Here is a 16038-nt window from a genome sequence, read left to right as displayed (position 1 = left end):
GCACCCCACCCCAACCCTCCCCTCCCGCGGGGAGGGAGCAAGATTATTCTTGTTTCTCCCCGCGGGAGGGGGGACTTGCGGGGGGTAAATTTGACTTGTGCAAGAGGTCTATTACACTCTCGCCCACAAAGCCAATCCGCCGCCCCTTCCCCTCGCGGCAATTATCCCATCTTCTATTAAAAAATATGCAAAAAAAGCCTGATTCCCCACACTCAAACTAAAAAAATCCGCCTCCCGCGATTCACCAGCGCGAATAAATCCTTGATACACTGTTTTACCCAACAATTTCACGGTAATTCTGGTAAAATCAAAAGCTAAAATATTCTTATTTGCCAAAAACTTAGTCGGCCCGGAAAGAGTTAGTTCGATCGCCCCAACTCGCACCGAATTCTCTACTTTGCCCGTTTCTCCAAGCGTTTCCCCATCCGCAACAGGTTCTAGGGAGTAAGCAATTTGGATTTTTGCCACCCACTCAGGAATGTAACGTCCCGCACCTAACACAATTCCTGCTTTTTGTCGAGTCTTTTTTGTGCCGGTGATAAAGCACAGGCGCCAATTGCCGGTTAATTGCTCGAAAGAATAGCGAATTTTATTTTTTTTGGTGTTTTTCTCGGCTTCTAGGAGGGCGGCGACTACGGCTGCGGGAGATGGTTTGGAATTGGATTTAGCGGCTTGTTCTAGAATTGATATGTTTTCCATTTAATAATACACAAATCAGTATTTTGAAGGTAATATCAATTCCGGTTGCACTCAGACATGATGTTCACTGTTAACAGTTAACAGTTAACAGTTAACGCCTGAATTTACTATTCCGATGCTAACCGATTTGATATAATATCTGAGTCTAGCTTATCCTCGCATCTTCCGAATCGTTGCAGGCATTTTGAATGGTTGTTGTGCTGGGCCGATCGCGCAAAAGGCATTATACCCTAGACTGTTGACAGTTGGTCTGTTGGCTGTTGTACTAATTATCTCGCCGCGCTAAACTACTGCAAAGTGCGGGGAATATTTAAATTATGCCGTTAGTAGATTTAGCTAATACTAAAGTTCGGGTAGTTGGATGCAGTGCGGTGATGGCTGTGGGGCAGCTTATTTCTAATGCGATCGCCAATCCGGCAACTCTCGCAGCGGGTTTAACGGGTAGTACGATCGCCCTTGGGGGGAGTTTCTATCTTAGCTGCGATCGCTGGTGGTATTGCGGGGAATATCGCGGCGAATGACTTGGGAAATCGGATGACGGAAAAATTGGGGAAAAATCCGAATATTCTCGATAATCACGATTTAATTAAGGCGGCGGGTGAGGCGATCGGCTATATTCTCAAGGGTGTGGCGAAGTCGGATGAGTTAATTGCGATCGCCGAAACCAAACAATTGACCTATCCAGAACAGGATTTAAACGAATTAGCCGACAAAACTCCTTAATATTGGCAGGAGGTTAACATACAAGGGGCTGATTTGTCAAGGGGTTTGCAGATTTCCGAAGAGCAACTGACTCTGATTTTTTCGGCGGATGCTGCGGAGTTCGATCGGGTTACGGGATTGACACCGGAAGATTGGGCAAGTTTCCTGCAGGAATTCGCCCGCAGCGAGGAGAAATCCTTTGATGCGGCAATTGTGGATTTTGTGGCGCAAAGACTCTACGAAACATTCCCCAAGGCGTACCGCGAAGTGCTCAAACAAGATGCGGCGAAGGGAGGAGAAAAGTTTGCCGCGATGCTGTTGAATTTGCACCAAATTGCTTTGGCGGATCTCAAGGATTTGGGGCTGCAAAATCGGGAAATTCTCGACAAGTTGGAGAGTGTGGCTACTCGCGAACATATTTGTCAGGTGATGGCGAAATTGGATGCGATGGAAATTGGTATCCGCGATGATTTGGCGCAGATTCGGAACTTGCTGGAAAGATATATCGATCCTACTGCACCCGGTTTGCCGATTCCTGTTAAGTCAGAGACGATTATTCGGGACAGAATTAAAGACTTTACCGGTCGGATATTTGTGTTTGAAGCAATTAACGAGTTTCTGAATAAAAATCGGAAAGGCTATTTTGTTTTGGAGGCGGAACCTGGTGTCGGGAAAAGCGCGATTATGGCTGCTTGTGTGGTGTCCCTGAATCGACGCTGCATTACTCATTTCAACTCGCAACCGGACGGGATTGTCAGCGCTGAAACTTTTTTGGAAAATGCTTGCACTCAGTTAATTGAGGGTTTTCACCTCAAACACAAATATCCGCGAATGCCGGAAAATGCCCTGAAAAATAACAATTTTTTAGGCGAGTTGCTGAAGGAAGTTAGCGCTAATCCGAACACTGATAGAAAAATAATTTTTGTGGTGGATGCGCTGGATGAAGTTGATTTGACGTTGCAAATTAGCGGCAGCAATGTTTCGTATTTGCCTAATGATTTGCCGGATAACGTTTATTTTATTGTTTCCAAGCGACCGAAATTCCTGCCAATGCCGGCAGCTAACAAGACTGTTTTTGATTTGATGCAGTACGATGCAGAAAGTCTGGAAGATGTCAAGGCTTATCTGGCAAAACGCACGGAGAGAAGCGAGTTAATTCAGAATTGGATTAAAGCTCGAAATTTGCAGCGGGAACAGTTTGTGGCGGCGGTAGCCGAGAAAAGTGAAAAGAAATTTATCTATCTCCGCTACATTCTGGATGAAATTGAAGGCGGTACTTATAATGATGTGAATTTAAAAGATTTACCAGCGGGTTTGGAGGAATATTATCACAAACACTGGGGACAGATGATTGGTCAGTGCGTTTAATGGCTGTGCTTTTGCGCCTGATGGGGTGACAGTTTTAGCGGGGGATGATTCGGGCCGGGTGCATTTCCTGCGTTTGGAGGGAGGGAGTTGGAAACCCGGCGGTTGGAAACCGCCAGAAAGTCAAACGATGTCCGCCTGCGCGGACGAAGAGGGTATTCACTAGATATGAAAATCATCGGGTGAAATCTTCAACCCGCGCAGGCGCGTGAGTGTCTGTGTAGACGCGGTTTTAACCGCCGGGGTTTTTGGGTTTCGACTCGACAGGATAGCTTTCTCAGTTTCAATCCCTAAAGACCGGCCGCACAAACTGCCGCTCCCACTAACCCTACATTGTCATCCAAAACTAATCGCACCGGAATCATTTCTAACAGTGAATCCATCCGACCTTTTTGGGTAAAAGCTCGCATAAAACCGCCTTCTAAAATCAGCGGCAAAATCTTAGCAGCAATCCCGCCGGCTACGTACAAACCGCCGTAAGGTAAAAGTGAAACAGCCATATTTCCCGCCACCGCCCCGTAAGCTTCTACAAACATTTGCATTGTTTGTTCCGAAAGCCGATCGCACTTTTTGAGTGCCGCCCGTGCAATTGTCGCCCCCGGATCGACAGTCTTCTCGCTTTTACCAATTTCTGATTCCCATTGAGCGATCGCAGCCCCTACATCTGCAGATTCAGCAGCAAACTGGCGATCGCGCAAAAACTGGTAAATTGAAGCAATCCCCTGTCCCGAAACTACACGCTCGATCGATATTCGGGGAATATCATGTTTTGCTAACAAATATTTTAGCAACTCAAACTCCAACTCCGAGCGAGGTGCAAAATCAGCGTGTCCCCCTTCCGAAGAAAAAACCCTAATACCATTTGCTTCGGGAATTGCAAAACAATTTCCCAAACCAGTACCCGCACCAATCACAGCAATTGGATCGTTTTGGCAGGGTTTTCCAACTTGCAAAACGTGCAAATCTCGATCGTCCAAACCCAACACACCGTAACCAACCGCAACAAAATCATTAATTAAACTAACGCGGGATATTCCTAAATCCTGTTCCAAGCGCTTCGCATCCAGTCGCCAAGGTAAATTAGTCAATTTTGCAGTATTGTTGACTACCGGCCCCGCGATCGCAAAACAAGCTTTTTCAGGCTCAGGTACAAAATCCAGTTTTGCAGCAGCCTCCGTCAAAAACTGCCGCACAATCGGCACTAAATCGGGAAACTCCCCGCTCGGATAGCGAAACTCGTAAAGAGCGTTCATTTCACCCTTAACAGTCCTTTCCACCAAGCGCAAAATCGTCTTAGTCCCGCCAATATCACCCGCTAACAATAATGCCATAAACCTCCTATTTCAACCAAAGATCGCATTCCCCATTTAAACACCCACAGTATTAATTGCCAACCAAGCCCGCAGCACCTCAGCCACAGTCCAAGCTTGAGCAGTGCAGCCCCTAGGCGAGTGAGGAGCGTCGCCCTCAAAAATCTCGCTGAGACTTCCAACACCTGCGCTGTTTATATGATGTGCCATCGGTGCGAGGAATTCGCGAGCTTGTGCTGGGTCTTTGTATACGTGCAAGTGAGCCAAGACAAAGGGGCCCATCAGCCAGCCCCAAACCGTGCCTTGGTGGTAGGCGCTATCGCGCTGCAATTGGTCGCCTGTATAGACTCCACAATACTGCGGGTGCTGCGGTGAGAGGCTTCGCAGGCCGTGGGAAGTCAGAAGCCCTTGAGCGCAAGCGTCCACCACGCAGCGCCGCTGGATTGGTGTGAGTAACGGTGTATAGCGGGGAGTTTCCTTGCCCCGTACCCCCGGTAACAAGGAGGTGGCGGAGCGAGGCCCAATCGAGTCTAGGGGCAGGGAAAGGGCGAATATTTGGTTTGGCCGCAGGGAGCTGTCGTTGCCGTTGGGGCCGTCTAAAACGTCGTAGCAGTAACTGGTTGAGTCGTTCCAGAAGCGGGTGAATCCGGCGCTGGTGCGATCGCCCAACCGATCGTATTCGTGGTGAGACTTGCCCAATCTGCGAGCAAAACTTGCCATAGCTTGCAGGGCGTTGTACCAAAGGGCGCTGAGTTCGATCGGCTTACCAATCCGAGGAGTCACCACCCAATCGCCGATTTTCGCATCCATCCAAGTTAGTTGCACGCCGGTTTCGCCCGCGTAGACTAAACCGTCATCGGGATCGACGCGGATGTTATACCGAGTTCCCCGAGTGTGCCAGTCCAAAATCTCACATAGTGTCGGCCAGAGTTCGGTCAAAAGTTCGTCGTCTCCGGTGCAGTCGCAGTAAGCGCGAATTGCCTCAAAGTACCACAGCGTCGCGTCTGCGGTGTTGTATTCCGGTGCGCCGCCGGCATCCGGGAAGCGGTTCGGGAGCATTCCCCGATCGACATACCGCGCAAAAGTCCGCAAAATCGATCGGGCAATGTCCCACCGCCCGGTACAGATTGTGAGGCCGGGCAGGGCGATCGTGGTATCGCGCCCCCAGTCGCTAAACCAGGGATATCCGGCGATAATCGTTTTACCTTCGGGTTCCTCCGGTAGCGGGCGGTTGACGATAAATTGGTCTGCTGCTAGCACTAGGCGATCGATCCAGTCGGGAGATTCTCTGGCGGGCGAGAAGTTTTGCAGCAATTGTCGATGGTAAGTGCGACGCATTTCTAAAGCTTTAGCGCCGTTGAGTTCGGGATTTTTCTCGGTACTGGCTATCAATGTTACCGAGTTTCCCGGTGCGATCGTCAAGTGAAAAGTCGCCGCGTGCAAGTGATCCTCGCAATACTCCAATCCGCGCCGTTTTTCAGCCGCGAGGTCAAATCCGTAGTACCAATTGTATAAAGGAGCCGAAACTCGGAATTGAGCCTCTGGTTCGGCATCTGTCAGCAGATAAAGCGGTGCGGCTCCTTCAAAAGCCGTGACGCAAACCCCATCTGTCAAGGTTTCCAGCCTCGCGGGCCAGTCGCTAGCCCTTGTTGTGTGGTGGTAGTCGCGGTAGTTGACTAGGGCTTTGACAGCGAGAGATACTGGCTTTGAGGCGCGGTGCAAATAATATTGAATATATGTTGTGTTAGCACCTTGCTGCATCCAAATCCGCTTGGACAAAATAGCGTCGCCGAGGGCAAACCTCCAAACAGGGGTGGTTTCTTCGAGGTAGAAGCTTTCGATTAAGTTGTAGCCGTGGGGTTCGATCGCACTGTCGGCCCAGCGGTTTGTATAAAGCGGATAAGGGCGATCGGCATATACGGCTGTCTCGTCGAGCTTGGCGAGCATCAAAGTCCGTGCCAGCGGGGGTTTGAGGGCGGCTACCAGCAGCCCGTGATAGCGCCTAGTGAGCAGATTGGCGATCGTCCCGCTAGCGTAACCGCCGATCCCGTTTGTGACCAACCACTCGCGAGACTCCGCCGAGTCAAGATTGCAACAAATTTCCCGTCCAAAATCAATAACCATAAAACAAACACTCGCGCTAATTTGTAATCTATCTTTAGGTATATTTAAAACCAATTTTTAACAACAAATATTAACCTGTTGTGCATTTAAATTGTATATTTCCACGCTATCTCAAAAATCCTCTCCCTCTCCCCATCAATCACCACAGACAATTGGGATGCACAACAGCTTAGCAGATTCATGCTTTAATTTAAACATAACCAACCGCTACTTTTACTTTTTCCCAATCGCGACTCTAGCCTTTAATCGCTCTGTCTAAGGTTAGTTGTTTCTTATTTTAAGCCATATTACCCTCTAAATAGACATCCAACAGTCACGGCAAAGCATTTGAGATCGCCCCTAGGGATATCGCACCACCAACCTATTTTATAAGGAGAACAACTAAAAGTGAAGATAGGAGCCAATTACCTCGGCAACAACCAATGTGAATTTACAGTTTGGGCCCCCACAATCAAACAAATATCCCTCCAAATCATTTCCCCAAACAAACGCCAAATGCCCATGCAGCAATCCGCAGAAGGTTACTGGCAAACCACAGCTACAGACATCCAACCAGGAACCCTTTACACTTACAAACTCGAAGAAAAAACCGACCTACCAGACCCAGCCTCAAAATATCAACCCCAAGGAGTCCACGCCCCATCCCAAGTAATAGATGAAAACTCCTTTACTTGGACAGACAAAAATTGGCAAGGCGTGCCAATAGCCGAAATGATTATCTACGAACTGCACGTAGGCACATTCACCCAAGCCGGAACCTTCGCGGCAATAATTCCCCAACTCAAACAACTTCAAGAACTCGGAATCAACGCCATCGAAATCATGCCAGTCGCCCAATTTCCCGGCGACAGAAACTGGGGATACGACGGCGTATATCCCTACGCCGTCCAAAACTCCTACGGCGGCCCCGAAGAGTTCAAAAAACTCATCAACGCCTGCCACGAACAGGGCATATCAGTAATTCTCGATGTCGTTTACAACCACCTAGGCCCCGAAGGAAACTACCTCCCCGAATTTGGTCCCTACTTCACATCAAAATACCGACCAATTTGGGGAGAAGCCCTCAACTTAGACGACGCTTACAGCGATGGAGTCCGCAATTACTTTATTGAAAACGCCCTCTACTGGTTTCGAGACTATCACATCGACGCTTTGAGACTAGACGCAATTCAAGCAATATTTGAAGTCGGTGCCAGACCGTTTTTGCAACAACTATCAGATGCCACAGCGGATTTTTCCGAAGAGATAGGAAGGAAAATTTATTTAATAGCAGAAAGTGACTTAAACGATGTCCGCACTACACGCCCCAAAGAACTAGGTGGCATGGGATTAGATGCCCAGTGGTGTGACGATTTCCACCACGCACTCCACGCCTTGCTCACCGGAGAAAATGACCGATATTACCAAGACTTCGGCAAGTGCGAACACTTAGAAAAAGCTTTCAAAGAAAGCTTTGTTTACTCAGGCCAGTACGCTCCCCACAGAAAGCGAAAACACGGCAGTTCTGTCAAAGATGAACCGGGCGAAAAATTTGTAGTATTTTCCCAAACCCACGACCAAATCGGCAACCGCATTTTGGGAGACAGACTGTCGCAAACAGTTGACTTTGAAGCACTGAAACTCGCAGCAGGTACGGTTTTCATTTCTCCTTATATTCCCTTCTTATTTATGGGAGAAGAATACGCAGAAACAGCACCGTTTTTGTACTTTGTTTCTCACTCAGAACCTGACTTAATTGAAGCTATTCGCAAAGATAAACAACAAGAATTTAAGATTTTTGAAGGTCGAGGCGAGTTTCAAGACCCGCAGAGTCCTGAGAGTTTCCAAAAGTGCAAATTAAACTGGGAAAAACAAACAGAAGGAAAGCACAAAGTCCTCTGGGAATGGCACCAACACTTGATTCAACTGCGGCGGACAATACCGGCACTTAAAAAACTCGACAAAAACAATCTAGAAGTGTCCAGCATTGAAGCCGATAAAATATTGTTTCTACGTCGCTGGACAGATGACAGCGATATCTACTGCATTTTAAACTTCAACAAGCAAGAGGTCGCTTTTACTGCTGCACTTCCCGCAGGCAAAGGTCACAAAATTTTAGACTCTACTGATGTAAAATGGATGGGTTCGGGTTCTAGCTTGCCTGACAAGATCGAATCTGAGCAAGAATTGATTGTTAAACCGCAGAGTTTCGCACTCTACGAATTAATGAAATAGTAGGTTGGTTTGGGCGATCGCTCATTGGTGTCAAAAACCAAATCAAACTTAGTATCAGTCTACTATTTGATGTCTTAGTTTTCGCGATCGCCCCGTAATTAAGGCGGGCAAGCACCATCCACCGCCCCGTAATTAGGGCGGCCACGCACCATCCACCGCCCCTACTTGTCATTATCCACATTTTTGATTTTTCGTTTACCGACTAGCCAGCCTTCGGTTAAAACAAACTAAAAACAACTAGAAACTGGGTTAGTTTTAACCGACTTACACGCATTAGTCAAGGAATTAATTCCCTGGCGGGCTCCCAGCGGATTGAGAATTTCAACAGATATGGGTAATGACCAACAGTTGTTAGGCGATTGTCGAGCCGAAGGCGCTACCGCTCAACCCAACCTATTATTTCTACTGGTAAATAAAAAGCGGACAAACTAATTAAATAGGACTCAAATTAACATAATGAGAATTCCCACAGCAACTTATCGGATTCAATTTCATGGAGGTTTTAAATTTGAAGCCGCCAAACAAATTGTGAGTTATTTGGAAGAATTAGGCATTACCGACCTTTACGCATCACCGATATTTAAAGCCAGAAAAGGCAGCACTCACGGCTACGATGTCGTTGACTCAAATCTGCTCAATCCCGAATTGGGAAACTCAGAAGATTTTGAATCGCTTACCTACGAAATCAAGAAGCGAAAAATGGGATGGCTGCAAGATATTGTTCCAAACCACATGGCCTACGACACTCAAAACTTGTTGCTGTCAGATGTATTAGAAAACGGCCCCGATTCCGACTATTTCGATTACTTTGATATTGAATGGAATCACGCTTACGAAAATCTCAGGGGTCGAGTTTTGGCTCCGCTGCTGGGCAATTTTTATGGAGAGTGTCTGGAAAATGCCGAGATTCAACTTCAATACAGAGAAAAAGGGCTTACTATCAATTACTACGATTTAAAATTGCCCGTCAAAATTGACTCTTACGGTAAGTTTATTACTCATAATTTGGGACATTTAGGTAGGGAATTAGGCAGGCGACATCCAGATTTCATCAAACTTTTAGGAATTATTTACCTAATCAAAAATACATCTTCAGAAGTTAAAGGTAAGGCCCGATACGATCAGATAGCTTTTGTCAAAGGATTGCTGTGGGAACTCTACAATCAAAATCCCGTAGTGCATGAATTTATCGATGAAAACATTAATGTTTTTAACGGAGAAAAGGGCAATGCTGAAAGCTTTAATTTGCTGGACGATTTGCTTTCCGATCAGTTTTACCGCCTATCTTTCTGGAAAGTCGGAGCTGAAGAAATTAACTACCGCAGGTTTTTTACGGTCAACGAACTGATGTCGGTAAAAGTTGAAGAAATTAAAGTTTTCCACAAAAACCATGCTCTGATATTCGAGATGGTTGAAGAGGGAAAGTTTACCGGATTAAGAATCGACCACATCGACGGACTCTACGATCCAACCGAATATTTGAAACGGCTGCGGGAAAAAATCGGAGATACTTACACTACTGTCGAAAAAATTCTGGAACACGAAGAAGATTTGCCGTCATATTGGCCGATTGAGGGGACGAGCGGCTACGATTTCTTGAATTATGTAAACGGCGTTTTTTGTCGGTGCGATCGCGAAGAGCAATTTAGCGAAATCTATCACAGATTTACCCGACTGACCGTTCCCTACGAACAGTTGTTTTTAGAGAAAAAAGGGCTCATAGTTGAGAAAAATTTGGCGGGAGATGTTGACAATCTGGCTCAACTTTTGAAAAATATTTCCGGTCACTCCAGACAGGGAAATGATTTTACTCGTTCCGGTTTGGAAAAAGCACTGTCAGCAGTTTTAACAGTTTTTCCGGTGTACCGAACTTACATAAATCAAGAGGGTTTGCGAGAGTCCGATCGCACTTACGTAAAATATGCGATCGCCCATGCGAAAGAACTGGTACCGCGACTCCTCAAAGAACTTAAATTTATCGAAACGCTGCTGCTGCTGGAAGAAGAAGAAACTCTCACAGTCGAACAAAAAGAGGAGCGACGCCACTTTGTGATGAAACTCCAGCAATTGACAGGCCCTTTGATGGCGAAAGGAGTTGAAGACACGCTTTTATACGTCTACTACCGGCTTTTATCGCTCAACGAAGTAGGAGGAAACCCCAGTCAATTCGGTGTTTCGCTGGCAGATTTTCACGAATTCAACAAACAGCAGCAAATAGCTTGGCCGCACAAAATGAATGCTACAGCTACCCACGATACCAAACGGGGCGAAGATGTGCGAGCCAGAATTAACGTTTTGTCAGAAATTCCCGAAGAATGGGAACAGCAAGTCAGGTCGTGGAGAGAGCTAAATTCTTCTAAGAAAATCAACTTTGTGAATCGAATGGTTCCCGATACTAACGACGAATACTTCTTGTACCAAACTATTCTCGGCAGTTTTCCCTTTGAAGGAATTGAAAACACCGATTATGTCGATCGCCTCAAAGATTATGCAATCAAAGCCGTCCGCGAAGCTAAAGTTTATACGGCTTGGCTGAGAGCGGATAACGACTACGAAACTGGTTTTATGACATTTATCGAGAGCGTTCTCGAAAATTCAGAAAACAATCAATTTTTGAAGAATTTTCTGCCTTTCTGGAAAAAAATAGCTGATTACGGAATTTTCAATTCTTTATCTCAAACTCTGCTAAAAATCACCGCCCCTGGTGTTCCCGACATTTATCAAGGAACAGAATTCTGGGATTTAAGCCACGTCGATCCCGACAACCGCCGTCCGGTTGATTTTGACCGCAGAATTCAAGTTTTGCAGGAAATTAAACAGCAAGCTAAGACAGATATTTTGCAACTTGTAGAAGATTTGATTGCGACGCGGGAAGATGCTAGAATCAAGCTGTTTTTGACGGCAAGATTGCTAGAAGCGAGAAAAGAATACTTGGAAGTGTTTAAGTCGGGCGACTATCAATCATTGCAAGTAGTTGGCACGTTTAAGGATAATGCGATCGCCTTTGCGCGCAGCTTTGGAGATACTACAATTATTGTCGTTGCTCCTCGGTTTTTGACGGGAGTTGTCAAACCTGCAGAAATACCGATCGGCAAACAAGTCTGGAAAGATACTCATCTGGTATTGTCCGAGCAAATGCCGTCGGTTTGGAAGGATGCGATTACCAACCAGCCAGTAGAAAGTAACGGTACGCTGGAAATTGGTGATGCTCTCGGTTATTTTCCCGCAGCTTTGCTGATTAGTCAGTAGTTAGTAGTCAGTAGTCAGTAGTCATTTTGCCCGATCGCGACTTGTCCGCTGGCGAAGCCGAAGCAAGTCTAAGGGTAGTCAGTAGTCATATCCTGTACGATCGATTGATAACGATCAAATTGGTTCGTAGTACGGACTAAATTCCGTACTACGAACCGTTTTTGTTAGGGCAATCGACTGGACGTGGTATCATATCAAATGCGGTAGCATTGGAATTATATAGTGCGAGTTTCCCTGCTCGCGAAGTCGATCGCTCTTGGGGGAAGCTCGCACTATCAATGATTAAAATATATAATTTCGATGCTATCGGAAACGATATCAGTAGGCGAAGACGAACTGGTTTTTTGTAGTGGCCAAATGATACATGACAGGGATATTAATGCGGCGAGCAATATCAGAGATGAAGGTTTACAACTTTTGGCGGGAGGGCATCTCGCTACCGCTTCTGGAGAAAAAGTCAGACCCAGTAAAGGCACTGCTTTTGCCAGGTGTTTTTCTTTGAAGGAAGAATGCCCGTGCTTGATAGCTGGGGAGTTATAAAATACATAAGACGGCAAATACAACACAACATATACGGTTTGCCACAATGCCACTAGCGATCGCACGCCGTACATTAGGAAGAGTAAACAAAAGCAGTCAGCAACTGTAGCGGTGCAAGCCTCACGGATGCAACCGTCCCTCAACAGGTTCGGTAAATACCCCTTCATCGCAAGGTCTACCGCCCGCAGTATAGAGATCAGCACCCTATCGAAGACTGTATTAAAGCAGGACTCACTACCCGTAAACCGCGAGGTAATATCGCAGTCCTGAATAACCAGACTATCGCACAGATAGAAAACCAAAATTTTGTAGAGATTGGAGCCGGAACACCCCTATGGGAAAAGTAGTTGGAATTGACTTAGGTACCACAAACTCCTGCGTCGCAGTTATGGAAGGCGGCAAACCCACCGTCATAGCCAACGCCGAAGGGGGTCGTACCACACCTTCGGTAGTAGCATACGCTAAAAACGGCGACCAGCTTGTCGGACAAATCGCCAAGCGCCAAGCCGTGATGAACCCCGAAAACACCTTTTACTCAGTAAAACGGTTTATCGGACGCAGAAATGAGGAAGTAGCCAACGAAACCACCGAAGTTTCGTATCAAGTGCTCAACGTCGGCGGTAACGTCAAACTCGACTGTCCCGCCCGCGGCAAACAATTTGCTCCCGAAGAAATTTCCGCGCAAGTTTTGCGGAAACTCGTAGAAGATGCCAGCAAATACCTCGGCGAAACTGTTAGCCAAGCGGTAATTACAGTGCCCGCCTACTTCAACGATTCCCAGCGCCAAGCTACTAAAGACGCTGGCAAAATTGCCGGGATAGAAGTTCTGCGGATTATTAACGAACCTACAGCCGCAGCTTTAGCTTACGGATTAGATAAAAAAAGCAACGAAACCATCCTGGTATTTGACTTGGGCGGCGGTACTTTCGACGTATCGATTCTCGAAGTCGGCGACGGCGTATTTGAAGTGCTCGCAACGAGTGGAGACACTCACCTCGGCGGTGACGACTTCGACAAAAAAATCGTCGATTTCATTGCTAATGACTTCCAAAAAGCCGAAGGAATTGACCTCCGCAAAGACAAGCAAGCACTGCAACGCCTGACGGAAGCTGCAGAAAAAGCCAAGATTGAACTGTCGAGTGTTACTCAAGCAGAAATCAACTTGCCGTTTATTACTGCGACTCAAGACGGACCAAAACACTTGGACACGACTTTGACGCGGGCCAAGTTTGAAGAACTCTGTTCCGATTTGATCGATCGCTCTCGCATTCCCGTAGAAAACGCAATCCGCGACGCGAAATTAGACAAATCTGCAATTAATGAAGTTGTCTTGGTCGGCGGTTCTACGCGGATTCCTGCGGTGCAAGAACTGGTCAAAAAAATCCTCGGCAAAGACCCCAACCAAACAGTAAACCCGGACGAAGTGGTTGCTGTAGGTGCAGCAATTCAAGCCGGCGTGCTCTCCGGTGAAGTCAAAGACATCTTGTTGCTTGACGTTACCCCGCTGTCTCTGGGTGTCGAAACCTTGGGCGGCGTGATGACCAAAATCATTCCTCGCAACACCACAATTCCTACTAAGAAGTCGGAAACTTTCTCGACTGCTGTAGATGGCCAAACAAACGTGGAAATTCACGTTTTGCAAGGCGAACGCGAAATGTCGGTTGACAACAAAGGTTTGGGAACTTTCCGCTTAGATGGAGTTCCGCCGGCTCCCCGTGGCGTACCGCAAATTGAAGTTACTTTCGATATCGACGCTAACGGTATTTTGAATGTAGCTGCCAAGGATAAAGGTACTGGCAAGGAACAATCGATTAGCATTACCGGTGCTTCTACATTGCCCAGCAATGAAGTCGAGAAGATGGTGAAGGAAGCCGAAGCAAATGCGACTGCTGATAAGGAACGTCGCGAAAAGATCGATCGCAAAAACCAAGGCGACTCTTTAGCCTATCAAATTGAGAAACAGTTGGCAGAATTGGGCGATAAAGTCCCAGATGCTGACAAGACTAAAGTTGAAGGGTTGATTAAAGACTTGCGGGAGGCGATCGCCAAAGAAGACGATACAGCCATCAACACACTGACAACCGAGTTGCAGCAAGCGTTCTATGCTGTCAGCAGCAACCTGTACCAACAAGCTGAGGGTGGTTCCCCTGGCGGCCCGACTGGCGGCCCGACTGGCGGCCCGACTGACGGCGGTGACGACGTGATTGATGCCGACTTCACTGAAGGCAACAAATAGACATTTCCCATAATTCCTGTGTAGCAGGCTGGAATAGTCTGCTATTTACAGGCTGGTGAGGATTCGTCTAATTCAGAACAAGTGCGATCGGGCTTTCCCGATTAAACTGAGAACAGACAGCTAGAAGCCAGAAACCCGGTTTTGAAGAAAAACCGGGTTTTTTGGGTGATGAATTACCCACAAATCGGCTTTTTCCACAAAAACCGGATTTCTGAGGCTGAGACTATCCTGACATCTTGCACCATTTTCAATCAACCCTAGGGGCCGGTTAGCTAAGGGAATTAAACCTGCAGATAGCTGAAATAAACCCGCCCCACCCCAGCAGATAACCCTTGATTGACATTGGTGCAAGATATCAGATGTTCCCGACAATAAACTTCAGACTGGTTGAATAAATATCATAAACTAGCTATCAGATCGCAACCAGGAGTAAATTAAATGTCTCGTCCTCCCCTACAAAACTCTGCTGCAAATAGCCCAAATAAATCCCAGACTGCATCCTTGCGACGACTCCGCCAAATCAGCCACTTACTAGATAATGCAATTCCCATTCCCGGCACCCGTTACCGCATCGGACTCGATCCGATATTGGGACTGATACCGGGCGGTGGCGATTTAGTTGGTTCGATTTTTGCAGGCTATATTGTCTTCAAATCCGCTCAAATGGGAGTGCCGCAAGAAACTTTAATAAAAATGGCAGCTAACATTGTATTTGATACAGTTGCCGGTACAGTTCCTGTTGCTGGAGACTTGCTTGATGTTGCTTGGAAAGCTAATGTCAAAAATATAGAATTGCTAGACGCTCATTTAGGTTCCCCAGAACCAAGTAAAAAAGCCGATTGGTTATTTGTGGCGGCTTTACTATTAGGTTTGATCTTAATTATGGGAGGCATGATTTTCTTGAGTGTCATGCTTTTTGGGTGGCTATTTCAAGTATTTACTGGACGGTAATATATCCTTTCAAGCGAAAGATGAGATACTGTCGGGAATAGGGAATAGGGCATAGGCCGCCGTGGGCATAGGCCGCCGTGGGCATACCTCACTTTTTTGAGAAAGGCTATATGAGATTTTAGGGTAAGAATGATGAATGGGCGATCGCCACCAACAATTTACTATAGCAATCCTAAATCAATTTAAATAACTGGCTCCCAACAATAGCCTGGAAACCCTGTCCCACAAAAGGTTCGTAGTAAGGTTCGCAGTGCGGAATGCGAGTCCGCACTACGAACCTTAATCTGGTTAATTGAACGGACACGATATTATTTGTTTCATATCAATTCCGGTTGCACTCATACATGATGTTAACGGTTAACAGTCAACAGTCAACAGTCAACAGTCAACAGTCAATTTACTATTCCGATGAAGAGAGGATTTGAGATCGTATCCCGATCTAGCAACACCGATCGCTCATATTTATCAATTTCCTCTCAAAGTCATTTTGTCAAGGTCTAAGTCCTAGATTAATCTGTGAAGCTGGGGGGGTAACAACCAGCCTGAAACCCAGAGGTGGTGAGGATTGAGCCAATGTGTGCTAAAAAAAGATAGGCAGCATAATTGTTACACGCTTGCCTATCCAAAAAATAATGATACCAACATTTT

At 46.5% G+C, this 16038-nt stretch carries 12 protein-coding genes; 9 read left to right on the top strand and 3 right to left on the bottom strand.

From position 1 onward, the window contains the following. Positions 1–111: 111 nt before the first annotated feature. A complete protein-coding gene (locus tag AACV78_RS07810) occupies positions 112–699 on the bottom strand; it encodes a hypothetical protein (protein WP_194012950.1) in 588 nt (195 codons plus the stop codon). A gap of 317 nt (positions 700–1016) precedes the next feature. Between AACV78_RS07810 and AACV78_RS07805 the strand changes: the two genes are divergently transcribed. Genes AACV78_RS07805 through AACV78_RS07790 form a run of 4 tightly spaced genes read left to right on the top strand, consistent with a single transcriptional unit; the run spans position 1017 to position 2932 of the window. Next, positions 1017–1220: a hypothetical protein gene (locus AACV78_RS07805; RefSeq protein WP_194012951.1), complete on the top strand. Its 204-nt coding sequence runs from the start codon at positions 1017–1019 to the stop codon at positions 1218–1220. A 13-nt stretch (positions 1221–1233) separates the two neighbouring features. Next, positions 1234–1422, top strand: coding sequence for a hypothetical protein (locus AACV78_RS07800; RefSeq protein WP_194012952.1), 189 nt, complete (start codon positions 1234–1236; stop codon positions 1420–1422). A gap of 33 nt (positions 1423–1455) precedes the next feature. After that, complete coding sequence (locus AACV78_RS07795; RefSeq protein ID WP_194012953.1) at positions 1456–2769, top strand: P-loop domain-containing protein; 1314 nt, start codon at positions 1456–1458, stop codon at positions 2767–2769. After that, on the top strand, positions 2753–2932 hold the full coding sequence (locus tag AACV78_RS07790) for a hypothetical protein (RefSeq protein WP_228042647.1): 180 nt from the start codon (positions 2753–2755) through the stop codon (positions 2930–2932). The genes AACV78_RS07795 and AACV78_RS07790 overlap by 17 nt, the downstream gene beginning before the upstream one ends. Before the next feature lie 124 nt (positions 2933–3056). On the opposite strand, the gene AACV78_RS07785 is transcribed toward AACV78_RS07790, so the two are convergent. Next, a complete protein-coding gene (locus AACV78_RS07785) occupies positions 3057–4097 on the bottom strand; it encodes a glucokinase (protein ID WP_194012954.1) in 1041 nt (346 codons plus the stop codon). Positions 4098–4133: 36 nt separating this feature from the next. Next, positions 4134–6200: an amylo-alpha-1,6-glucosidase gene (locus AACV78_RS07780; protein ID WP_194012955.1), complete on the bottom strand. Its 2067-nt coding sequence runs from the start codon at positions 6198–6200 to the stop codon at positions 4134–4136. A gap of 387 nt (positions 6201–6587) precedes the next feature. On the opposite strand from AACV78_RS07780, the gene treZ reads away from it, so the two are divergent. The 5 genes from treZ (at position 6588) to AACV78_RS07755 (ending at position 15390) form a co-directional block, all read left to right on the top strand. Next, positions 6588–8414 carry a malto-oligosyltrehalose trehalohydrolase gene (gene treZ / locus AACV78_RS07775; protein ID WP_194012687.1) on the top strand — a complete coding sequence of 609 codons (1827 nt, stop codon included), beginning with the start codon at positions 6588–6590 and terminating at the stop codon, positions 8412–8414. 456 nt (positions 8415–8870) lie between these two features. Continuing rightward, a complete protein-coding gene (gene treY, locus AACV78_RS07770; RefSeq protein ID WP_194012688.1) occupies positions 8871–11663 on the top strand; it encodes a malto-oligosyltrehalose synthase in 2793 nt (930 codons plus the stop codon). A 357-nt stretch (positions 11664–12020) separates the two neighbouring features. Beyond that, entirely contained in the window at positions 12021–12203 is a 183-nt protein-coding gene (locus AACV78_RS07765) for a hypothetical protein (protein ID WP_228042646.1), read from the top strand. Between the two features lie 334 nt (positions 12204–12537). Then, entirely contained in the window at positions 12538–14439 is a 1902-nt protein-coding gene (gene dnaK, locus AACV78_RS07760; protein WP_194012689.1) for a molecular chaperone DnaK, read from the top strand. Positions 14440–14877: 438 nt separating this feature from the next. Continuing rightward, on the top strand, positions 14878–15390 hold the full coding sequence (locus tag AACV78_RS07755) for a DUF4112 domain-containing protein (protein WP_194012690.1): 513 nt from the start codon (positions 14878–14880) through the stop codon (positions 15388–15390). The last annotated feature ends 648 nt before the right edge of the window (positions 15391–16038 follow it).

It is taken from the genome of Tychonema sp. LEGE 07196 (assembly GCF_963890365.1).
In the GTDB taxonomy this organism is placed as follows: Bacteria; Cyanobacteriota; Cyanobacteriia; order Cyanobacteriales; family Microcoleaceae; genus Microcoleus.
The sequence above is the reverse complement of the archived record's forward strand: the minus strand, read 5'-3'. Positions and strand labels throughout refer to the sequence as shown.

Excerpts from the sequence above, each read along its gene's own strand:
- AACV78_RS07810 (WP_194012950.1), bottom strand. The coding sequence starts at position 699 with ATGGAAAACATATCAATTCTAGAACAAGCCGCTAAATCCAATTCCAAA.
- AACV78_RS07805 (WP_194012951.1), top strand. The coding sequence starts at position 1,017 with ATGCCGTTAGTAGATTTAGCTAATACTAAAGTTCGGGTAGTTGGATGC.
- AACV78_RS07800 (WP_194012952.1), top strand. The coding sequence starts at position 1,234 with ATGACGGAAAAATTGGGGAAAAATCCGAATATTCTCGATAATCACGAT.
- AACV78_RS07785 (WP_194012954.1), bottom strand. The coding sequence starts at position 4,097 with ATGGCATTATTGTTAGCGGGTGATATTGGCGGGACTAAGACGATTTTG.
- AACV78_RS07780 (WP_194012955.1), bottom strand. The coding sequence starts at position 6,200 with ATGGTTATTGATTTTGGACGGGAAATTTGTTGCAATCTTGACTCGGCG.
- treY (WP_194012688.1), top strand. The coding sequence starts at position 8,871 with ATGAGAATTCCCACAGCAACTTATCGGATTCAATTTCATGGAGGTTTT.
- AACV78_RS07765 (WP_228042646.1), top strand. The coding sequence starts at position 12,021 with ATGATACATGACAGGGATATTAATGCGGCGAGCAATATCAGAGATGAA.
- dnaK (WP_194012689.1), top strand. The coding sequence starts at position 12,538 with ATGGGAAAAGTAGTTGGAATTGACTTAGGTACCACAAACTCCTGCGTC.
- AACV78_RS07755 (WP_194012690.1), top strand. The coding sequence starts at position 14,878 with ATGTCTCGTCCTCCCCTACAAAACTCTGCTGCAAATAGCCCAAATAAA.